Origin of the sequence: Nocardia sp. XZ_19_231, from assembly GCF_015355705.1 — a bacterium.
Lineage (GTDB): Bacteria > Actinomycetota > Actinomycetes > Mycobacteriales > Mycobacteriaceae > Nocardia > Nocardia salmonicida.
In genome coordinates this window covers 199545-218576 of the sequence record NZ_JACUZI010000008.1, presented here as the reverse complement: position 1 = coordinate 218576, position 19032 = coordinate 199545, and the positions used below count along the sequence as shown (strand labels likewise).

The window sequence follows — 19032 nt, the reverse complement described above, 5'->3', positions numbered from 1 at the left end:
GTCATGCCACTGACAGGAGAGTACGCACCGAGCACTTCGGACTGGGCACGCGAACAGGCCGAGACCTACGAGAATTCCGGCGGCGCCGAGGGCACTTCGCTGCAAGGCAAACCCGTCATCCTGCTCACCACCAAGGGCGCCAAGTCCGGCAAGCTGCGCAAGACGCCGCTGATGCGGGTCGAGCACGACGGCGAGTACGCCGTCGTGGCTTCGCTGGGCGGGGCGCCGAAGAATCCCGTCTGGTACTACAACATCAAGGCCGATCCGCACGTCGAACTGCGCGACGGCACCACCACCAAGGACTACACCGCACGCGAGGTCGTCGGCGACGAGCGAGCGCAGTGGTGGGAGCGCGCGGTCGCCGTGTGGCCCGACTACGACGAGTACACGAAGAAGACCGATCGCGTGATCCCGGTCTTCGTCCTCACCCCGCGCTGATCCGCAGGTCGGAGCACACCCGCCGTGACAACCACGGCGGGTGGTTCCGCTGACCGAGCGTGCGAGGAGCCTCGGTAGCATGGTCGGGGTGTCCCACATCGCTGACGTCGCCGAAGTGCCCGTAACCCGTCCGCCGCTCACCGCGGACGAGATCGACGCCGCCGCGAAGCGAATTTCCGGGATCATCGAGCCGACGCCGCTGCAGTACAGCGCGCGACTGTCGGCCGGCACCGGTGCGCAGGTATACCTCAAGCGCGAAGACCTGACCGCGGTCCGCTCCTACAAGCTGCGCGGCGCCTACAACCTGATGGTGCAACTCACCGCCGCCGAGCGCGCGGCCGGTGTGGTGGCCGCCAGCGCGGGCAATCACGCGCAGGGCGTGGCCTTCGCCTGTCGAACGATGGGCGTGCGCGGGCGCATCTACGTGCCGACCACCACCCCCAAGCAGAAGCGTGACCGCATCCGCGTGCACGGCGGCGAGTTCGTCGAGCTGATCGCCGTCGGCGAGACCTACGACGCCGCAGCCGCGGCCGCTGCCGACGATGTGGCCCGCACCGGCGCCACGATGGTTCCGCCGTTCGACGACCCGCGCACCGCCGCGGGCCAGGGCACCATCGCCGCGGAATTCCTCGAGCAGCTCGGCACCGCGCCCGATCTGGTGGTCGTGCCGGTCGGCGGCGGCGGCTGCCTCGCCGGCATCGGCACCTACCTGCGCGAACGAGCACCGCACACCGGTCTGCTCGGCGTGGAACCCGCGGGCGCGGCCTCGCTCACCGCCGCACTGGTCGCCGGTGCTCCGGTGACGCTGCCCGAGATCGACCCGTTCGTCGACGGTGCCGCCGTGCGCCGCATCGGCGAACTGCCCTACCGGGCGGCCGCGTCGTTCGGCGGGCGGATGGTCTCGCACGCCTCGCTGCCCCTGCTCACGACACCCGAAGACCACACCGGCACAGCACCTTTCCGGGTGATGCTGGTCGACGAGGGCGCCATCTGCACCGCCATGCTCGACCTCTACCAGAGCGAAGGCATCATCGCCGAACCCGCGGGCGCGCTGGCCACCGCGGCACTGGCCGAGATCGACATCGAGCCCGGCAGCACGGTCGTGGTGCTGGTCTCGGGCGGTAACAACGATGTCTCGCGCTACGGCGAGATCATCGAACGCTCACTGGTGCACCGCGGTCTCAAGCACTACTTCCTGGTGGACTTCCCGCAGGAGCCCGGTGCGCTGCGCCGCTTCCTCGACGATGTCCTCGGCCCCGACGACGACATCACCATGTTCGAGTACGTCAAGCGCAACAACCGGGATACCGGGGCGGCGCTCGTCGGCATCGAACTCGGCGCCACCGACAACTTGGCCTCGCTGATGCACCGCATCGAGGAGTCCCCGATCCAGGCCGAACGCCTGGAACCGGGTTCCCCGGCCTACCGCTACCTCACGTAGGGAGCCCGCGCGGCGGTTATGCCGCCGCGCGATCCTCGCGATGTCCGGACTCGCGGCTCGCGCGCACGCTCGACAGGACCAGCGGCAGCAGCCAACCCATGGCGACCTGGTCGTAGGGCAGCAGGATCTGGTCGAGACGGTTGTGGACGTAGGCCACCGAAAGCCCCGACTGCGGGTCGACCCAGCCGAAAGAACCACCGAGGCCGATGTGGCCGAACCCGTGCCGGGCACCGGGCGCGGGCATCGAGTGGTAGCCCAGGTGCCACATCATCGGCAGGTAGAACAATGCGTGGTCGAGCCGGTAGGTCTGGACCTTGCGGATCGCGGCGTGCGTGCTCGGCTGCAGGAAAGGCGAACCGTCGACGGTCACACCGTCGGCCAGCGCGGCATACATCTTCGCGAGGCCGGTAGCGGTGGCGACCCCGTTGCCCGCGGGCATCTCGGTGCTCAGGATCGGTGGGTGGTCGCCGTCGAGAATGCTGTCGAGGCCGGGCACGAACAGGCAGCGGGCAGCCGCGCCGAGCGGGCCGGGCAGCCGGAAGCCGACCTTGCCGAGGAACGCGGCGGCGAGGGGATGCGCGGTGAAGCTCAGGTGCGCGCCTGCCAGCCGGGCGTACTCGGTCGAGGAGCCCGCGCCGGGGTGCCCGAGGTGGATCCCGTCGATGCCGAGCGGGTCGGTGACCTCGGTGCGGATCAGCTCGCTCATGCTCCGGCCGGTGACGCCTCTGGCCAGGCCCGCGAGCAGCCAACCGTAGGTCAGGGCGTGATAGGTGGGCACGCCGAGCATCCGGTCGGGAGCCGCCATCGCCAGACGGTCCTCCATCAGCTCGTGATCGAGGGATTCCTGGGCGCTGTTGGCGACCGCGGACAGCGACGACAGCCCGGCGCGGTGGGTGAGGACGTCGGCGACGGTGATCGACCCCTTGCCGTGCGCGGCGAAACGCGGCCAGTATTCGGCGATCGGCGCCTGATAGTCGATGAGTCCGCGGTCGGCGAGCCGGTGGATGACGGTGGCGGTGACGCCCTTGGTCGCGGAGAACACGATGGAACCGGTGTTCGCGGTCCACGCGGAGTCACCACCAGCACTGCCGATCCAGAAATGGGCGAGTGGTTCACCGTGCCGATATACCGCGAGGGCGCCACCCGCGCCGCGGCGGTGGCCGATCAAGCCGGCGAAAGCCCGCACCAGCGGGCCGAACCCGGCAGGGGCGAAGCCCCCGACACCGGCCGGGAGGGCAGCGCTATCCTGCCCGTAAGCGTCGTTGCTCATCATCCAACTATACGGCGTTAGGCCGATTCGGCAATGGCGCGTTTCGGACTGTGGCCGACCCGTGCCCTGTCGTCATCACTCGGTGACCACCGTGCTCGCGTGGTCGCCTTCTTCGAGCACGGCGAAACTGTGACCCGAAATGAGTGTTCCCGCACCACTTTCGGTGGCAGGCGACCAGGCGAGCAACACACGACCGTGCACCGGGATGACCACTTCGTCCTCGGCGAGGTTGCACACCACCGAGATTCGACCACGACGCAGGATGAACCAACGCTGTGCTTCGTCATAGTCGGCCCACACTCGTTGCAGCCATGGGTCGGTGAACTCCGGCCTCGATTTGCGCAGCGCGAGCAGGCCGCGATAGCAGGCGAGCAACCGGGCGTGCGGTTCGCGACCGACCTCGGTCCAGTCGAGCTTGGAGCGGGTGAAGGTGGCCGGGTCCTGCGGGTCCGGCACCTCCTCGCTGGACCACCCGTGCTGGGCGAATTCGGCGCGGCGCCCGGTGGCGGTGGCCGCGGCGACGACGGGGTCGGTGTGGGAGGTGAAGAACTGGAACGGGGTGCGCGCGCCCCACTCCTCCCCCATGAACAGCATCGGGGTGCTCGCCGAGAGCAGCACCAGCGCCGCCTTCACCGCGAGTTGGCCGGGGGTGAGGTAGTCGCTGGGACGGTCACCGATCGCCCGATTGCCGATTTGATCGTGGTTGCAGGTGTAGCCGAGCAGGGCGCTGCCGGGGACGAGGTCGCGGGGAATGGGCGCCCCGTGGGTGCGACCGCGGAAGCTGGAATAGGTAGCGGCGTGGAAGAACCCGTGGGTGAGCGTCTGCATGAGGCAGGCCAGCGAGCCGAAATCGGCGTAGTAGCCCTGCCTTTCGCCGGAAACAGCGGTGTGGACGGCGTGATGCAGGTCGTCGTTCCACTGGCCGGTCAGTCCGTAGCCGCCCGCCGCGCGGGGGGTGATCAATCGGGGATCGTTGAGGTCGCTCTCGGCGATCAGGCTGAGCGGTCGGCCCAGATGTGCTGCCAGCGCGGTCGTTTCGACGGTGAGCTCGTCGAGCAGGTGGGTGGCGGTGCGGTCGACCAGCGCGTGGACGGCGTCGATGCGCAGCGCGTCGATGTGGAACTCGCGCAGCCAGCGCAGGGCGTTGTCGATGATGTAGGCGCGGACCGCGTCCGAGCCGGGACCATCGAGATTGAGGCTCTGGCCCCAGGTGTTGCGGCCGGTGGCGAGGTAGGGGCCGAAGCGCGGCAGGTAGTTGCCGCAGGGGCCGAGGTGGTTGTAGACCACGTCGAGGCAGACGGCCAGGCCGCGGGCGTGGCAGGCGTCGACGAAGCGTTGCAGGCCGTCGGGGCCGCCGTAACTCTCCTGCACCGCGTACCAGAGGACGCCGTCGTAGCCCCAGTTGTGGGTGCCGTCGAACGCGTTGACCGGCATGAGTTCGACGGTGGTCACGCCGAGGTTGACGAGGTGGTCGAGGCGCGCGATCGCCGCGTCGAAGGTGCCGTCGGGGGTGAAGGTGCCGAGGTGGAGTTCGTAGAACACCGAGCCGGCCAGGGGGCGACCGGTCCAGTTCCGGTCGGTCCAGGCCGTCGGGTCGAGGTCGTGGACCGCGGAGGTCTCGTGCACACCGTCGGGTTGACGGGCCGAGCGCGGGTCGGGCAGTACCGTCGGATCGTCATCGACCAGGAAGCCGTATCGGGCACCCTGACCTGCGTCGACGCGCACCGACCAGTTGCCGCCGCCGTTTCTGCGCATCGGGTGCTGCACCCCGTCCAGTTGCAGCCACACCGCTCCCGCGTCCGGTGCCCACACCCGAAACTGCCTCATCGGCCCAGCATCGCATGCCCCGCGCCGGTGTGCTCGATCAACGAATCACCGCGGGTATGCGGCGACCCCGACAGGTCCGGCGCCGACACACAGCGACTGCCGCTCGTCGAGGGACCTGATGCGCAGGGTGTCGCCGCCCCCGAGCAGCCGGACGTACACGGTGTTCAGGCCCGCGCGCACGTCGGCGATCGTTTCGGTCTCGCCTTCGAAGGACAGGGCGATCCGGCCGTCACGGTCGGCGTTGTAGTTCAGCTGGGCGGTCCAGTCACGGATCTGCATGGGTCCGTCGAGTGGGAGGTTGGCGGCGGCGGTGCCGCGCACGCGGTGGCCGCAGCGGGGTTCGGGGCCCGTGACGATGGCGCGGTTCCACCAGACCTGGGCGTCGACGATGTCGCCTTCGTCGGTGATCATGCGCAGGCGTGGGGTCGACAGGGCGAAGGTGGTGGGTGTCGCGATCGGGGCGAAGACGCGGTCGGTCATGTTCTCGGGGAAGGCCAACGGGTTCAAGACATTCCACGGCACCTCCTGTGGCAGCAGCGGCGCGTCGGTGACTTCGGGAAGAGCGGCTCGCACTCCGGTGACATAGGTGCGCGCCGGGCTCGGTTCCCACGATCCGGTGAAGGTGATCGTCGAGTACACGCTGCTCGCGAGGAACAGGGTGATGGCCACGACTCCAACTATCTGCCGCGCTCGACTTTCGCTCCTCTCGATCGAAGCCGACCCACCTCCAGCGCCCGAACCACGGCCGATCGACAGAACCCGTTGTCGTGCGAGCTTGTTCGATCCGACCACCGAACTCGACCGTGACCGACCGGGCGCCGCAGCGATCAGCGCGAGCGCGACGGTGGCGATGACGGCGAAGTCGGCGAAGTAGCGCAGGGATTGGAGCAGGAGACCCGCGGTGCTCGGGCCGTCGCGCAGGAGGACGACGGGTGCGATGGTCAGGACCGCGTACGCGGCGGTGCACGCCCAGACCGCGACCACCCGGCGACGGGTGCGAATCGTCCACGCCGCGAACAGGATCAGCAGCAGCCAGCTCAGCGCGACCGACAGGCCGGGAGGATCGGCCCACGGAGTGGCGGGCTGCCAGCGCTCCCAGCGCCACGGACCGCCGAGCAGGGCGGGCACCAGCCCGTCCGACAGCGCCCGGCTCCACAGCGATCCGGGGTGTTCGGGAGCCGAGAGTCCGCGCGGGCGTTGGATCACGAGCAGGAAGCCCGCCGACCACACCAGCAATACGGCACCGGCCGCCGTCCACAGTGCGGCACCGCGGCGGGCGGTGTCGCGCACCGACCCTCCCGAGACGTGGGCCACGAGCACGGCCACCGCGAAAGCCACCGGTAGCACGACCACCGATTTCTCGAAGAACAGCAACGCCACCGCGAACACCACTGCCCCCGACACCGCGTACCCGCGCCGCCCGGTCCGCACCAGCCGCACAGCGTCCGCGCTCACCCACGCCAGCGCGATCTGCAACGGCAGCGTGTTCACCGCCGCCGCCCACCAGACGAACGCGGGCACCGTCAACGGCACGAACAGGTAGAACGCCAACGGTCCCAGCATCCGCGCCCGAACTCCGAGCAGCACGACGACCAGGCGCAACACCGCCAGCGACGCGAGCAACTGCAACGCCACCAACACGATGACCGCCAACGTCCAATTCAGCGGCGCCACCTCGGTGACCAGCCAGGTCAGCACGAAGGTCAGCGGCATCACGTGCCCGTCGTGACTGGTGAACAGCAATTCCGTCGAGAACACCGGTTGACTGCTCACCCGCCCGATCAGCAGGAAATCGTCCCAGTAGAAGAACCCGGAACCGGCCACCCACCCGCGCAGTACCAGCTGCGCCACGATCAGACAGGCCGCGGCGATCAGCATTGCCCGCCTCGACAACGCGAGCCGCCCCGGCCGAGACGACATCTCGGCGGGCGATGGCGAGTCGAGCAGCGGCACGGACGTCACGTCTCTCGACGCTAGCTCGTAGTTCGCGGGGCGGCCATCACGACCCACCACAGGGAAGCCGCCGATAGCCTGTGCCCGTACACAGCTCAATTTTGGACCGATCTGTTCAAAACATGCTACGGTCGTCGCCATGGCCCGACCCAAGGAATTCGACGAGCTTCGCGCGGTGGATGCCGCGATGCGTGCGTTCTGGTCCGCGGGCTACGAGGCGACGTCCACCCAGGATCTCTGCGCCGCAACAGGTTTGGGTCGCAGCAGCATCTACAACACCTTCACCAGCAAACGCGACCTGTTCGATCGCGCGCTGCAGCACTACATCACCATGAAGAACACACCCCTGTTCGACCTCCTCGACAGCGACGCACCGGCCAGGGAGCGGATCAGCGCCGCCCTGCACCGGGCCGCCGACGCACCCGACACCGAACCGACGGGCTGCCTCGTCGTGAACTCGATCGTCGAACTCGCGCCGCACGACGCCGACATCAAGGCCACTCTGCGCGCCGATCAGGAGCGCCGCCTCGACGCGCTCACCGCGACGATCGTCAGCGGCCAGCGCGCAGGCGAATTCGCCGACGATCGCGATCCCCGCGCCATCGCCGAGTTCCTGATCGCCACGATCAGCGGCCTCCGGGTCGCGGCGCGCGGCGGCGCGGACCACGCCACCCTCACCTCGATCGCCGACACCGCGATGCGCTGCCTCTGAGCTCGCCGAACCCGAGCCCTCTTTCGCCATGCTCTCATTTTGGACTGATTGATTCAAAACTGTTCGACGTCAGAAAGGTTTGTCATGCCGACCGCTGTCTACATCCTCGGCCTGTCCATCTTCGCGCAGGGTACCTCCGAGCTGATGCTCGCCGGCCTCCTCCCTGAAATGGCCGCCGACCTGGGTGTCTCCATTCCCAGTGCCGGACTGCTCATCTCGGCCTTCGCGCTGGGCATGCTGGTCGGCGCGCCACTGCTGGCGGTGGTGACGCTGCGCTGGCCGCGCCGCGACGCACTGCTCGCCTTCCTCGCGATCTTCGTCGTCGCCCATGTCGTCGGCGCGCTGAGCGAGGACTACTGGGTGATCTTCGGGACCAGAGTGGTGAGCGCCTTCGTCTACGCCGGGTTCTGGGCACTGGCGGCGGCGACCGCGGTGAGGCTGGTGGCGCCACAGTTGCGCGGACGGGCGATGAGCATCGTCGCGGGCGGACTCACCATCGCCACGATCGTCGGCGTGCCCGCAGGCACCGTGATCGGCCAGCACTGGGGCTGGCGCGCGGCCTTCTGGGCGGTCGCCGGACTGTCCGCGCTGACCATGATCGGTGTGTTCGCAAAGATTCCCGGCGGTCGGCCGAGCACGGTCGCGGCGCTGCGCGGCGAATTGCGGGTGATGGCGAACCCGCGCCTGTGGGTGTCCTACGGCGCCACCGCGCTGTCGACGGGTTCGGCGTTCGTCACCTTCGCCTATCTCGGTGCGTTGCTGGCCGACACCACCGGTATCTCGGCGGCGTGGATCCCGGCGGTGCTGGGCCTGTACGGCGTCGGCGGGTTGATCGGCATCACGATCGGTGGACGCTTCGCCGACGCGCACCCGTTCCGCACCCTGTACGTGGGGGCCACCGGGATGACAGTGGCCGCGGCCGCGATCGCCGTCACCGCGCACTCCCCCGCGGCGATGATCGTGCTCGTCCTGCTGCTCGGCGCTTTCGGTTTCGCCACGAACCCGGCCTTGAACACCCGCGTCTTCACACTCGCCGACGGCGCGCCGACGCTGGCCGCGGCGACCAACTATTCGGCGTTCAACATCGGGATCACGGTCGGCCCGTGGCTCGGCGGACTGGCCATCGGCGCCGGGCTCGGCTTCACCTCGGTGGGCTGGATCGGCGCCGGGCTCGGCCTGGCTATGGTCGCCACCGTGGCGCTGTCGCACCGACTCGAGCGTGAACCCGCCACGGCCGCTGCTGCTTACGAGCCTCGCGTGGCTGAGGTCATCCCTCAGTAGACCCGAAGTAGTTTGCTCAGCCCAGGCAGCCCGGTCCGAGCAGTGCTTTCAGATCGCCCATCAAAGCCGAGGACGGGGAGACCCGCCATGCGTCGTCGAGTTTGAGCATGGTGGTCTTCTCGCGGGCGCCGACGTGGCGGATGAAGACATCCGAGGTGCCCTGGTGGCGGGAGAGGACCTTCTTGAGTTCGCCGAGCTTGTCGGGCGTGCACATGCGAGTGGTCATCACGACCGCCACCGGCTTGGCCACGCCGATAGCCGAGAGATCGGGCACGACAAGGTCATTGGCGATCAGCGAGATGCGGTCGTCACGCACGGAGACGCGGGCCTTCACCAGCACCACGGCATCTTCGACCACATCCATGCCGTACACCGAGTACGACTGCGGGAAGAACAGCACTTCCACACCACCGGTGAGGTCCTCGAGCTGGGCCGAAGCCCAGGCCAGGCCGTTCTTGTTGATACGGCGGTTCACCGAGGCGAGAATGCCGCCGATGGTCACCTGCGCGCCGTCCTTGACGTCGCCTTCCAGGATCGCCGGGATGGGGGTGTCGACCTGGGCGGCCAGCACGTGCTCGACGCCGTTGAGCGGATGCCCGGACACGTAGAGTCCGAGCATCTCTCGTTCGAGGGCGAGCTTGTGCTTGGTCTCCCATTCGTCCTCCGGCACTTTGACGTTGAACACCGACGCCATCGAATCGTCGCCGTCGCCGAGGCCGCCGAACAGGTCGAACTGGCCGATCGCCTCGGCCTTCTTGGTCGACATCACCGCGTCGATCGCATCGGAATGGATCAGCAGCAGGCCCTTACGCGGATGCCCGAGTGAGTCGAAACCCCCTGCCTTGATGAGGGATTCGGTGACTTTCTTGGAACAGGCGATCGCGTCGATCTTGTTCAGATAATCGGAGAAGTCGGTGAACTTCGACTTCTCCTTGCGCGCGTTGATGATCGAGCCGACCACGTTGGTGCCGACGTTGCGGACCGCGCCGAGGCCGAACCGGATATCGGTGCCGACGGAGGCGAAGTTCAGCTCCGATTCGTTGACGTCGGGCGGCAGCACCGTGATGCCCATCTTGCGGCAATCCGACAGGTAGATCGCGGCCTTGTCCTTGTCGTCACCGACGGAGGTGAGCAGACCGGCCATGTACTCGGCCGGGTAGTTGGCCTTGAGGTAGGCGGTCCAGAAGGAGACGAGGCCGTAGCCGGCGGCGTGCGATTTGTTGAACGCGTACCCGGCGAACGGGAGAATCGTGTCCCAGAGCGCCTTGATGGCGGGCTCGGAGAAGTCGTTGGCCAGCATGCCGTCGCGGAAGCCCGCATAGGCCTCTTCCAGCACCGACAGCTTCTTCTTACCCATGGCGCGGCGCAGGATATCGGCTTGGCCGAGCGAGTACCCGGCCACCTTCTGCGCGATCTGCATGATCTGTTCCTGATAGACGATCAGGCCGAAGGTGTCGGCGAGGATCTCTTTCAGTGGCTCTTCGAGCTCGGGGTGGATCGGTTTGACTTCTTGCCGGTTGTTCTTGCGGTCGGCGTAGTCGTTGTGGGCGTTCATGCCCATCGGGCCGGGGCGATACAGCGCGAGGACGGCGACGATATCGCCGAAGCCGGTGGGCTGCATGCGACGCAGCAGGTCGCGCATGGCGCTGCCGTCGAGCTGGAACACGCCGAGGGTGTCGCCGCGGGCGAGCAGTTCGTAGGTGGCCGGGTCGTCGAGCGGCAGGTTGTCCATGTCCAGATCGATGCCACGGTTGGCCTTGATGTTCTCCAGGGCATCACCGATGACGGTGAGGTTGCGCAGACCGAGGAAGTCCATCTTCAGCAGCCCGATGGCCTCACACGACGGGTAGTCCCAGCCGGTGATGATCGCGCCGTCCTGGGCGCGCTTCCACACCGGTATCGCGTCGGTGAGCGGCTCCGACGACATGATGACCGCGCAGGCGTGCACGCCCGCGTTGCGGATCAGGCCTTCCAGACCTTTCGCGGTCTCGTAGATCTTGGCGATGTCGGGGTTGGAGCCGATGAGCTCACGCACCTCGGCGGCTTCCTTGTACCGCTCGTGGTCGGGATCGGTGATGCCCGAGACCGAGATGTCCTTGGCCATGATCGGCGGCGGCAACGCCTTGGAGATCTGGTCGGCGATGGCGAAACCGGGCTGGCCGAACAGGACTCGCGCGGAGTCCTTGATCGCGGCCTTGGTCTTGATGGTGCCGAAGGTGATCACCTGGGCGACACGGTCGGTGCCCCACTTCTCGGTGGCGTAGCGGACCATCTCACCGCGGCGGCGATCATCGAAGTCGATATCGATATCGGGCATCGACACGCGCTCGGGGTTGAGGAATCGCTCGAAGAGCAGACCGTGCGGGATGGGGTCGATATTGGTGATGCCCATCGCGTAGGCGACCAGCGAGCCCGCGGCCGAACCACGGCCGGGACCGACGCGGATGCCGACCTCGAGCGCGTGCTTGATCAGGTCACCGACGACGAGGAAGTAGGCGGGGAAACCCATTTCGCAGATGACGCCGAGTTCGAAGTCGGCACGCGCCATGTACTCCTGCGACGGGCCGTCGGGGAACCGACGATCGAGACCGTCGAAGACTTCCTGGCGCAGCCAGGTGGCCTGGGTGTGACCTTCGGGCACCGGGAAGATCGGCATCCGGTCGCGGTGTTCCCAGACGTCGTCGTAGGGCTGTACGCGCGCGCCGATGAGCTCGGTGTTGTCGCAGGCGCCGGGGACTTCGGCATCCCAGATGGCGCGCATCTCCGCGGCGGACTTGAGGTAGTAGCCGTCACCGTCGAACTTGAAGCGGGTCGGGTCCGACAGCGTCTTGCCGGTCTGAATGCACAGCAGCGCTTCGTGGTTGACCGACTGGTCTTTGGTGACGTAGTGGCAGTCGTTGGTGGCGATCGGCGGGATGCCGAGTTGCTTGCTGATATCGATCAGGCCCTCACGGACCCGGCGCTCGATGGACAGACCGTGGTCCATCACCTCGAGGAAGAAGTTGTCGGCGCCGAAGATCTCCTGCCACTTCGCGGCGGCTTCGAGCGCTTCGCGCTCGTGGCCGAGGCGAAGGCGCGTCTGTACCTCACCCGACGGGCAGCCGGTGGTCGCGATGATGCCCTCGGCGTGCTGGGCGATGATCTCCTCGTCCATCCGCGCCCACTTGCCCAGCTGACCCTCGATGGAGGCCAGGCTCGACAGCTTGAACAGGTTGCGCAGACCGGTCGCGTTCTCGGCGACCATGGTCATGTGGGTGTAGGCGCCCGAGCCGGAGACGTCGTCGCCCTTCTGGCCCGGATCGCCCCACTTCACTCGCTTGGTGTCGAAGCGCGAGCCCGGTGCGATGTAGGCCTCGATGCCGATGATCGGCTTGATGCCCGCCTTCTTGGCCGAGTTATAGAACTCCGAGGCACCGTACATGTTGCCGTGGTCGGTCATGCCGACCGCGGTCATGCCCAACCGATCCGCCTCCGCGAACAGCGGCGAGATCTTCGCCGCTCCATCGAGCATCGAGTACTCGGTGTGGTTGTGCAGGTGAACGAACGATCCGGACGGAGCCAAGACGGTCCTTCCTCCCATAGAGTCGGCGGGGGTTGGCCTTGGCATTCTATGCACGGGGGTCCGACAGAATTCGCACTCGGCGCGCGCGCCTCGAACGGCACCTCGGCATGGACCGGCGTGTCGTGGTGAACGTCACCGGCATACTCGGTGGGTGTACTCCGATCGGCTCACTCGTTGACTACCGTCATCGTGGCCGCTGTGATCGCAGCCCTGCTGGTCATGGCATTGCTGGTCTGGCGGCGGACCCAGCGTGTCGTCACCACACCCGCCCAGCGCGCCGTCCATCAGGCGCTGCACACCGCGTCGCTGGCGGCCGTGCCGTTGCGGCGCGGATTGACCGAGGAGTCCGCGAGCGAGGCGGCGCCGCATCTGCGTGCTCTCGCCGGTGCCGAGGCGTTGGGCGTGGCCGACGCCGACGCGACGCTGCTCGCCTGGGATGGGCTGCACACCGGGATGCTCGCGCTGTTCGCCGATGCGGCGCGGCGGGCCGTCGCCGATGAGCGGCCGGTGTTGGTGACCGGTGACGAGCACACGTTGATCGCGCAACCGTTGCTGATCGACACGGGGGCGGCGGTCGGTGTGCTCGGCATGGTGACGACCGGGAAGCCTGGACCAGGCATGCTCGGGGCGGCCGCGGAGGTGGCGCGGTACGCGTGCGGGCAGTTGGAACTCGCCGAGTTGGATGCGTCGAGGGCTCGGGTCGACCGGGCCGAATTGCGGGCGCTGCGAGCCCAGATCAGCCCACACTTCATCTACAACGCGCTCAACACGATCGCCTCGTTCGTCCGCACCGACCCGGACCGGGCCCGCGAACTGATCCTCGAATTCGCCGACTTCACCCGTTATTCCTTCCGCGCCGCAGGCGAATTCACCGTCCTGGCCGACGAATTGCGCAATATCGAGCGATATCTGGCATTGGAACAGGCCCGCTTCGGCGACGCCCTCGATGTGCGCCTGCGCATCGCGCCGGAAGTCCTCGGCGTCGTACTGCCCTTCCTCGCCTTGCAGCCACTGGTCGAGAACGCGGTCCGACACGGCCTCGCCGGCGGCGGTCGCGGCGGCCAACTGAGCATCGTCGCCACCGACGCGGGCACCGACTGCCTGATCAGCGTCGAAGACGACGGCATCGGCATGGACCCCGACCTCTTGCGCTCCGGTGCCCTCGATGCCGTCGACACCGATTCCGGCCCCGCCCGCACCGGTGAGGCCGCCCACGTCGGCCTGGCCAACGTCGACGACCGCCTGCGCGCCGCCTTCGGCAACGACTACGGCCTGGTGGTGGAAACCGCTCCGGGCGCCGGGACGAAGGTCAGCATGCGCGTCCCGAAATTCCGCGCCGGAATTCGCGCCTGATCCACCTCTCGGGGCAGTGTTCGACACCGCGCCAACAGTGCCGGTTACGATGGATGGGCTGTGACTTGGAACACCGATGAACCCTCGACCGCTCTGCGGGTGCTCGCCGTCGATGACGAGAAACCGGCGCTGGACGAGCTCGTGTATCTGCTGAGCACCCAGGCTGGAGTCGGTGAGATCTATCGGGCGGGTGAGGCGACCGGGGCGTTGCGATTGTTGCGGGCGCATCCGATCGACGCGGTGTTTCTCGATATCGATATGCCGGGACTCACGGGAATGGAGTTGGCGGGAATTCTGTCGGAGTTCGCGGAGCCGCCCGCGGTGGTTTTCGTGACCGCCCACGATGACCATGCGGTGGCCGCCTTCGATTTGGGGGCGGTGGATTATCTGCTCAAACCGCTGCGGGGCGCTCGATTGGGCGAGGCGGTGCGGCGGATTCTGGCGGGGCGGATTTCGGTGCCCGCGACGGTGGTCGCGGAGTCCGCCCATCCCAGTGAGGTGATTCCGGTGGAGCTCGGTGGGGTCACCACGCTGGTGAATCGGGCCGATGTGGCGTGGGTCGAGGCGGACGGGGATTACGCGCGGCTGCATACCGGGAGCGGGTCGCATCTGGTGCGGATTCCGTTGTCGGCATTGGAATCACGGTGGGAGGACGCCGGCTTTCTTCGAGTGCATCGGTCGTATCTGGTGGCATTGCGCTTGGTGACCGGATTGCGGAGCGCGGGCAATGGGACGGTGGTGTGTTTGCGGGCCGAGGGGGCGGCCGGAGCGGTGGAGTTGCCGGTGAGTCGGCGGCAGGTGCGCGAACTCAAGCAGCGGCTGGTGCACGGACCTCGACAGAACTGGTCGCAGCGGTGACGGGTCCACAGCGGCCACCGCGCGAACGGGTGGTGTTGGCGCAGCGGCGTGGGGCGCGTCAGGTGCGCACCCGCACGGAAGTGGTCGAGCAGACCGATCTGGGCGCGGCGTTGATCGGTGGGTTGATCCGAGCGCAGCTGGGTCTGGCCTTGCGCCTGGGACTGGTGGTGGCGGTCGGGTTCGGCATGCTGCCGGTGCTGTTCCGCGTCGACGCGATCGGCGAGGCCACGGTGGTCGGCATCGGGCTGCCCTGGCTGATTCTCGGCGTGCTCGCGTTCCCGACGCTGTACGCGGTGGGGTGGTCGTATGTTCGCCTCGCCCAACGCAACGAAGACGATTTCCTGGAACTGGCCGGGGACTGACGCCGAGCTCATGAGCCCCGACAATCCCGCGCTCACGGTCGTCGCGCTGCTGCTGGCGGCGCTTGCCACCGTCGGCATCGGGTTCTATGGGGTGCGCCTTTCCCGCACGACTTCGGACTTCCTGGTCGCGTCGCGCACGGTGGGGTCACGATGGAACGCGGCGGCGATTTCCGGTGAATATCTCTCCGCGGCTTCATTTCTCGGCGTCGCCGGATTGATCGCCAAATACGGCGCCGATGCCCTCTGGTATCCGGTGGGATTCACCGCGGGTTATCTGGGCCTGTTGATGTTCGTGGCCGCGCCGCTGCGCCGCTCCGGCGCCTACACCGTGCCGGACTTCGCCGAATTCCGGTTGGGGTCGATTCGATTGCGGCGCATGGCCGCCGGTCTCGTCGTCTTGGTGTGCGCGGTCTACCTGATCCCGCAATTCCAAGGGGCCGGACTCACCCTGCACATTCTGCTCGGAGTGCCCGCCTGGGTGGGCGCGGTCTCGGTGGGCGCGATCGTGCTGGCGAATGTGATCGGCGGCGGAATGCGGTCGGTGACCTTGGTGCAGGCCTTCCAGTATTGGCTGAAATTGACCGCCGTGGCGGTGCCCGCGCTGGTGCTCGGAATGCATTTCCTCGCCGACGAACGACCGGTCGACACCCCCGTACCGCCGACCGTCGACGAGCGCACCACCGTCGACATCTCCACCGATGTCGTCGTGCACCTCGATGTTTCGCAGCAGGTCACGATCACCGGAACGCTCGACGGTCACCCCATCGCAGGTCCGGTCGTGCTGGCGCCGGGTGATCACACCCTCGCCGAAGGGACCGAGTTGATCCTCGCGCCGGGTTCGGCCGTTCCGGTGGTGGCAGGCGCACCGGCCGACGGCGCGAGCTGGGTGGCGGCCGGTGGCGGCTTCGGCGGGGAACACCCGCAGTACCAGGTGTTTTCGCTGATCGTGGCGACCTTCCTTGGCACCATGGGCCTGCCACACGTACTCGTCCGGTTCTACACCAACCGCGACGGCCCGTCCGCTCGCCGAACCGCGCTGACGGTGATCGGGCTGGTCGGCGTCTTCTACCTGTTCCCGATCCTGCTCGGCGTCTTCGCCCGCCTCTACGTGCCACAACTGCTGATCACCGGCGCCTCCGACGCGGCGGTCGTGCTGCTGCCCGGTGCCGTGCTCGGCGGGCTCGGTGGACAACTGCTGGCCGCGCTGGCGGCGGCCGGGGCGATCGCGGCGTTCCTGTCCACCTCGTCGGGGCTGCTGGTCAGCCTGGCGGGCGTGCTCAGCACCGACGTGCTGCGCGGGCGCATCCGCGACTTCCGACTGGCCGCGCTGGTCGCGGGTCTGGTCCCGCTGACGCTCGCGGTGACCGTCGCGTCCCTCGATCTGTCGCGCACTGTCGCACTGGCTTTCTCGGTGGCCGCGTCGACCCTGTGTCCACTGCTGGTCCTCGGTATCTGGTGGCGCGGACTCACCGCGACCGGCGCGGCGGCAGGCATGCTCACCGGCGGTGTCACCGCAGGTGGAGCGACCGTGCTGGCGGTGCTCGGTGGCGTCTCCCCCGATCTGGCGAACGGCTGGCCCGCCGCGATCGTGGACTATCCCGGCGCGGTCAGCGTGCCCTTGGCCTTCGCGGTGACGATCCTGGTGAGCCTGGCCACCAGGGGTCAGGATCCCCGGGCGGTCGCGGGGGTCTTCCTGCGCATGCACGCTCCCGAACGGCTCGGCATGAGCGCCGACCGCGACCCCGAAACAGCCACCCACCGGTGATCTCGAGACGACCGTTCGTCGCGCCGCACCGACCGCTCACCGCACGAGCGGCCACCTTCACCGAGTGACTCACGCCACACCATCATGCGCTCACGTCCGGGGACCTACCGTCATCTCCACGCACGACCCCCCTTCACGCTAGGACGACCGGCATGACCCAAACCGACACCGAGGCGCCAGATCCGCGCACGCCGAGTGCCGACGAATGGCTCGCGGTACAAGCGAGTCCGCAGTTCCAAGATCTGCGAAACCGACTGCGCCGCTTCGTTTTCCCGATGACCGCCCTGTTTCTGACGTGGTACCTGAGCTATGTGTTGCTCGGCGCCTACGCGCACGACTTCATGGCACAGAAAGTCTTCGGCAACGTCAATGTGGGTCTGCTGCTCGGCCTCGGGCAGTTCGTCTCCACGTTCCTCATCACCGGGCTCTACGTCCGTTTCGCCAATCGTGAGCTGGATCCGCGCGCCGCGGCCATCCGCGAAGAACTCGAAGGGGGCCAGGCATGAGCGTCACCCTTGCCGCGTCTTCGACGGTGGGCAATCCCATCGCCAATATCGCCATCTTCCTGCTGTTCGTCGCGGTCACGATGGTCGTGGTGATCCGGGCCAGCCGCAACAATGCCAGTGCCGCCGACTATTTCACCGGCGGACGCGGCTTCTCGGGCCCGCAGAACGGCGTCGCCATCGCCGGTGACTACCTGTCGGCCGCGAGCTTCCTCGGCATCGCGGGCGCGATCGCCGTCTATGGCTACGACGGGTTCCTGTATTCGATCGGGTTCCTCGTCGCCTGGCTCGTCGCGCTGCTGCTGGTGGCCGAAATGCTGCGCAACACCGGCAAATTCACCATGGCCGACGTGCTCAGCTTCCGATTGAAGGAAGGCCCGGTGCGCACCGCGGCCGCGCTGACCACCCTCACCGTCTCGCTGTTCTACCTGCTCGCGCAGATGGCGGGCGCCGGTGGCCTGGTCGCGCTGCTGCTCGATATCTCCAGTCGCGCGGGACAATCCGTCGTGATCGCGGCCGTCGGTGTGCTGATGATCGTGTACGTGCTGGTCGGCGGAATGAAGGGCACCACCTGGGTGCAGATCATCAAGGCGGTGCTGCTGATCGCGGGCGCCGCGCTGATGACGGTGATGGTGCTGGCCAAGTTCGGCTTCAACTTCTCCGACATCCTCGGTGCCGCACAGGAATCGGTGAGCGAATCCACCAACAAGGCGGTCGCCGCCCGCGACGTGCTCGCGCCCGGCGCGCAATACGGCGGCAGCGAGATGTCCAAGCTGAACTTCCTGTCGCTCGGCCTGGCCCTGGTGCTGGGCACCGCGGGTCTGCCGCACGTGCTGATGCGCTTCTACACGGTGCCGACCGCGAAAGAGGCTCGGCGCTCGGTGGTGTGGGCGATCGGCCTGATCGGCGCCTTCTACCTGTTCACCCTGGTGCTCGGTTACGGCGCGGCGGCCATCGTCGGCCCGGACAAGATCCTCGCCGCGGCGGGTGGCCAGAACTCGGCGGCTCCGCTGCTGGCGTTCGAACTCGGCGGGGTGCTCCTGCTCGGGGTGATCTCGGCGGTCGCTTTCGCGACGATCCTCGCGGTCGTGGCCGGACTCACCATCACCGCCTCGGCCTCGTTCGCCCACGACATCTACGCCAGTGTCATCAAGAAGAGCAATGTCGACGAGGTCAAGCAGGTGCGGGTCTCGCGGATCACCGCGGTGGTGATCGGTGTGCTCGCGATCGGTCTCGGCATCCTCGCCAACGGCCAGAACATCGCGTTCCTGGTGGCGCTGGCGTTCGCGGTCGCGGCGGCGGCGAACCTGCCGACAATCCTGTTCTCGCTGTTCTGGAAGCGCTTCAACACCTCCGGCGCGCTGTGGTCGATGTACGGCGGCCTGATCTCGACCATCGTGCTCATCGTGTTCTCGCCCGCGGTGTCGGGCAGCAAGACCGCGATGATCAAGGGTGCCGACTTCGACTACTTCCCGCTGTCCAACCCGGGCATCGTGTCCATTCCGCTGGCGTTCGCGCTCGGCGTGCTCGGTACGTTCCTCGGTGGACGTGGCGAGCAGGTCGATCAGGCCAAGGCCGCGGAGATGGAAGTCCGGTCGCTGACCGGCGTCGGTGCGGAGAAGGCGATCTCGCACTGACGCCCACCCTGCCCGTGCCGGTGGCTCGCCCCACCGGCACGGGTTGTGTCCCCCAGCTTTTCGAAGGAGA

At 67.7% G+C, this 19032-nt stretch carries 14 protein-coding genes; 10 read left to right on the top strand and 4 right to left on the bottom strand.

Annotated elements, in window-relative coordinates; translation table 11 throughout:
- The first annotated feature begins 3 nt into the window (after window positions 1–3).
- Window positions 4–438 carry a nitroreductase family deazaflavin-dependent oxidoreductase gene (locus IBJ82_RS29060; protein WP_194829152.1) on the top strand — a complete coding sequence of 145 codons (435 nt, stop codon included), beginning with the start codon at window positions 4–6 and terminating at the stop codon, window positions 436–438.
- Window positions 439–526: 88 nt separating this feature from the next.
- Window positions 527–1879, top strand: coding sequence for a threonine ammonia-lyase IlvA (gene ilvA / locus IBJ82_RS29055; RefSeq protein WP_370585536.1), 1353 nt, complete (start codon window positions 527–529; stop codon window positions 1877–1879).
- Between the two features lie 16 nt (window positions 1880–1895).
- Here the strand turns inward: ilvA and IBJ82_RS29050 are convergent, their stop codons facing one another.
- From IBJ82_RS29050 to IBJ82_RS29040, 3 genes are all read right to left on the bottom strand, one after another.
- Window positions 1896–3149 (bottom strand): serine hydrolase domain-containing protein, encoded by a 1254-nt coding sequence (locus IBJ82_RS29050; protein ID WP_194829150.1) that lies wholly within the window; start codon window positions 3147–3149, stop codon window positions 1896–1898.
- A gap of 75 nt (window positions 3150–3224) precedes the next feature.
- The gene (treZ, locus tag IBJ82_RS29045) at window positions 3225–4976 is read right to left on the bottom strand and encodes a malto-oligosyltrehalose trehalohydrolase (RefSeq protein ID WP_194829149.1); all 1752 of its coding nucleotides are present in this window, start codon (window positions 4974–4976) and stop codon (window positions 3225–3227) included.
- A 45-nt stretch (window positions 4977–5021) separates the two neighbouring features.
- On the bottom strand, window positions 5022–6938 hold the full coding sequence (locus tag IBJ82_RS29040; protein WP_370585535.1) for a hypothetical protein: 1917 nt from the start codon (window positions 6936–6938) through the stop codon (window positions 5022–5024).
- Window positions 6939–7068: 130 nt separating this feature from the next.
- Between IBJ82_RS29040 and IBJ82_RS29035 the strand changes: the two genes are divergently transcribed.
- A complete protein-coding gene (locus IBJ82_RS29035; RefSeq protein WP_194829148.1) occupies window positions 7069–7641 on the top strand; it encodes a TetR/AcrR family transcriptional regulator in 573 nt (190 codons plus the stop codon).
- Window positions 7642–7725: 84 nt separating this feature from the next.
- Entirely contained in the window at window positions 7726–8922 is a 1197-nt protein-coding gene (locus IBJ82_RS29030) for a Cmx/CmrA family chloramphenicol efflux MFS transporter (RefSeq protein WP_194829147.1), read from the top strand.
- 16 nt (window positions 8923–8938) lie between these two features.
- On the opposite strand, the gene dnaE is transcribed toward IBJ82_RS29030, so the two are convergent.
- Window positions 8939–12502 (bottom strand): DNA polymerase III subunit alpha, encoded by a 3564-nt coding sequence (gene dnaE / locus IBJ82_RS29025; protein ID WP_194829146.1) that lies wholly within the window; start codon window positions 12500–12502, stop codon window positions 8939–8941.
- A 201-nt stretch (window positions 12503–12703) separates the two neighbouring features.
- Between dnaE and IBJ82_RS29020 the strand changes: the two genes are divergently transcribed.
- The 6 genes from IBJ82_RS29020 to IBJ82_RS28995 all read left to right on the top strand — a co-directional run bounded on the left by IBJ82_RS29020 (window position 12704) and on the right by IBJ82_RS28995 (window position 18962).
- On the top strand, window positions 12704–13837 hold the full coding sequence (locus IBJ82_RS29020) for a sensor histidine kinase (RefSeq protein WP_194829186.1): 1134 nt from the start codon (window positions 12704–12706) through the stop codon (window positions 13835–13837).
- Between the two features lie 60 nt (window positions 13838–13897).
- Window positions 13898–14695, top strand: a complete 798-nt coding sequence (locus IBJ82_RS29015) for a LytTR family DNA-binding domain-containing protein (RefSeq protein ID WP_194829145.1) — start codon at window positions 13898–13900, stop codon at window positions 14693–14695.
- On the top strand, window positions 14692–15057 hold the full coding sequence (locus tag IBJ82_RS29010; protein ID WP_194829144.1) for a hypothetical protein: 366 nt from the start codon (window positions 14692–14694) through the stop codon (window positions 15055–15057). Before IBJ82_RS29015 ends, IBJ82_RS29010 begins: the two co-directional genes overlap by 4 nt.
- A 10-nt stretch (window positions 15058–15067) precedes the next feature.
- A complete protein-coding gene (locus tag IBJ82_RS29005; protein WP_194829143.1) occupies window positions 15068–16822 on the top strand; it encodes a cation acetate symporter in 1755 nt (584 codons plus the stop codon).
- Window positions 16823–16974: 152 nt separating this feature from the next.
- The gene (locus IBJ82_RS29000) at window positions 16975–17328 is read left to right on the top strand and encodes a DUF485 domain-containing protein (protein WP_194829142.1); all 354 of its coding nucleotides are present in this window, start codon (window positions 16975–16977) and stop codon (window positions 17326–17328) included.
- Window positions 17325–18962, top strand: coding sequence for a cation acetate symporter (locus IBJ82_RS28995; protein ID WP_194829141.1), 1638 nt, complete (start codon window positions 17325–17327; stop codon window positions 18960–18962). Before IBJ82_RS29000 ends, IBJ82_RS28995 begins: the two co-directional genes overlap by 4 nt.
- The last annotated feature ends 70 nt before the right edge of the window (window positions 18963–19032 follow it).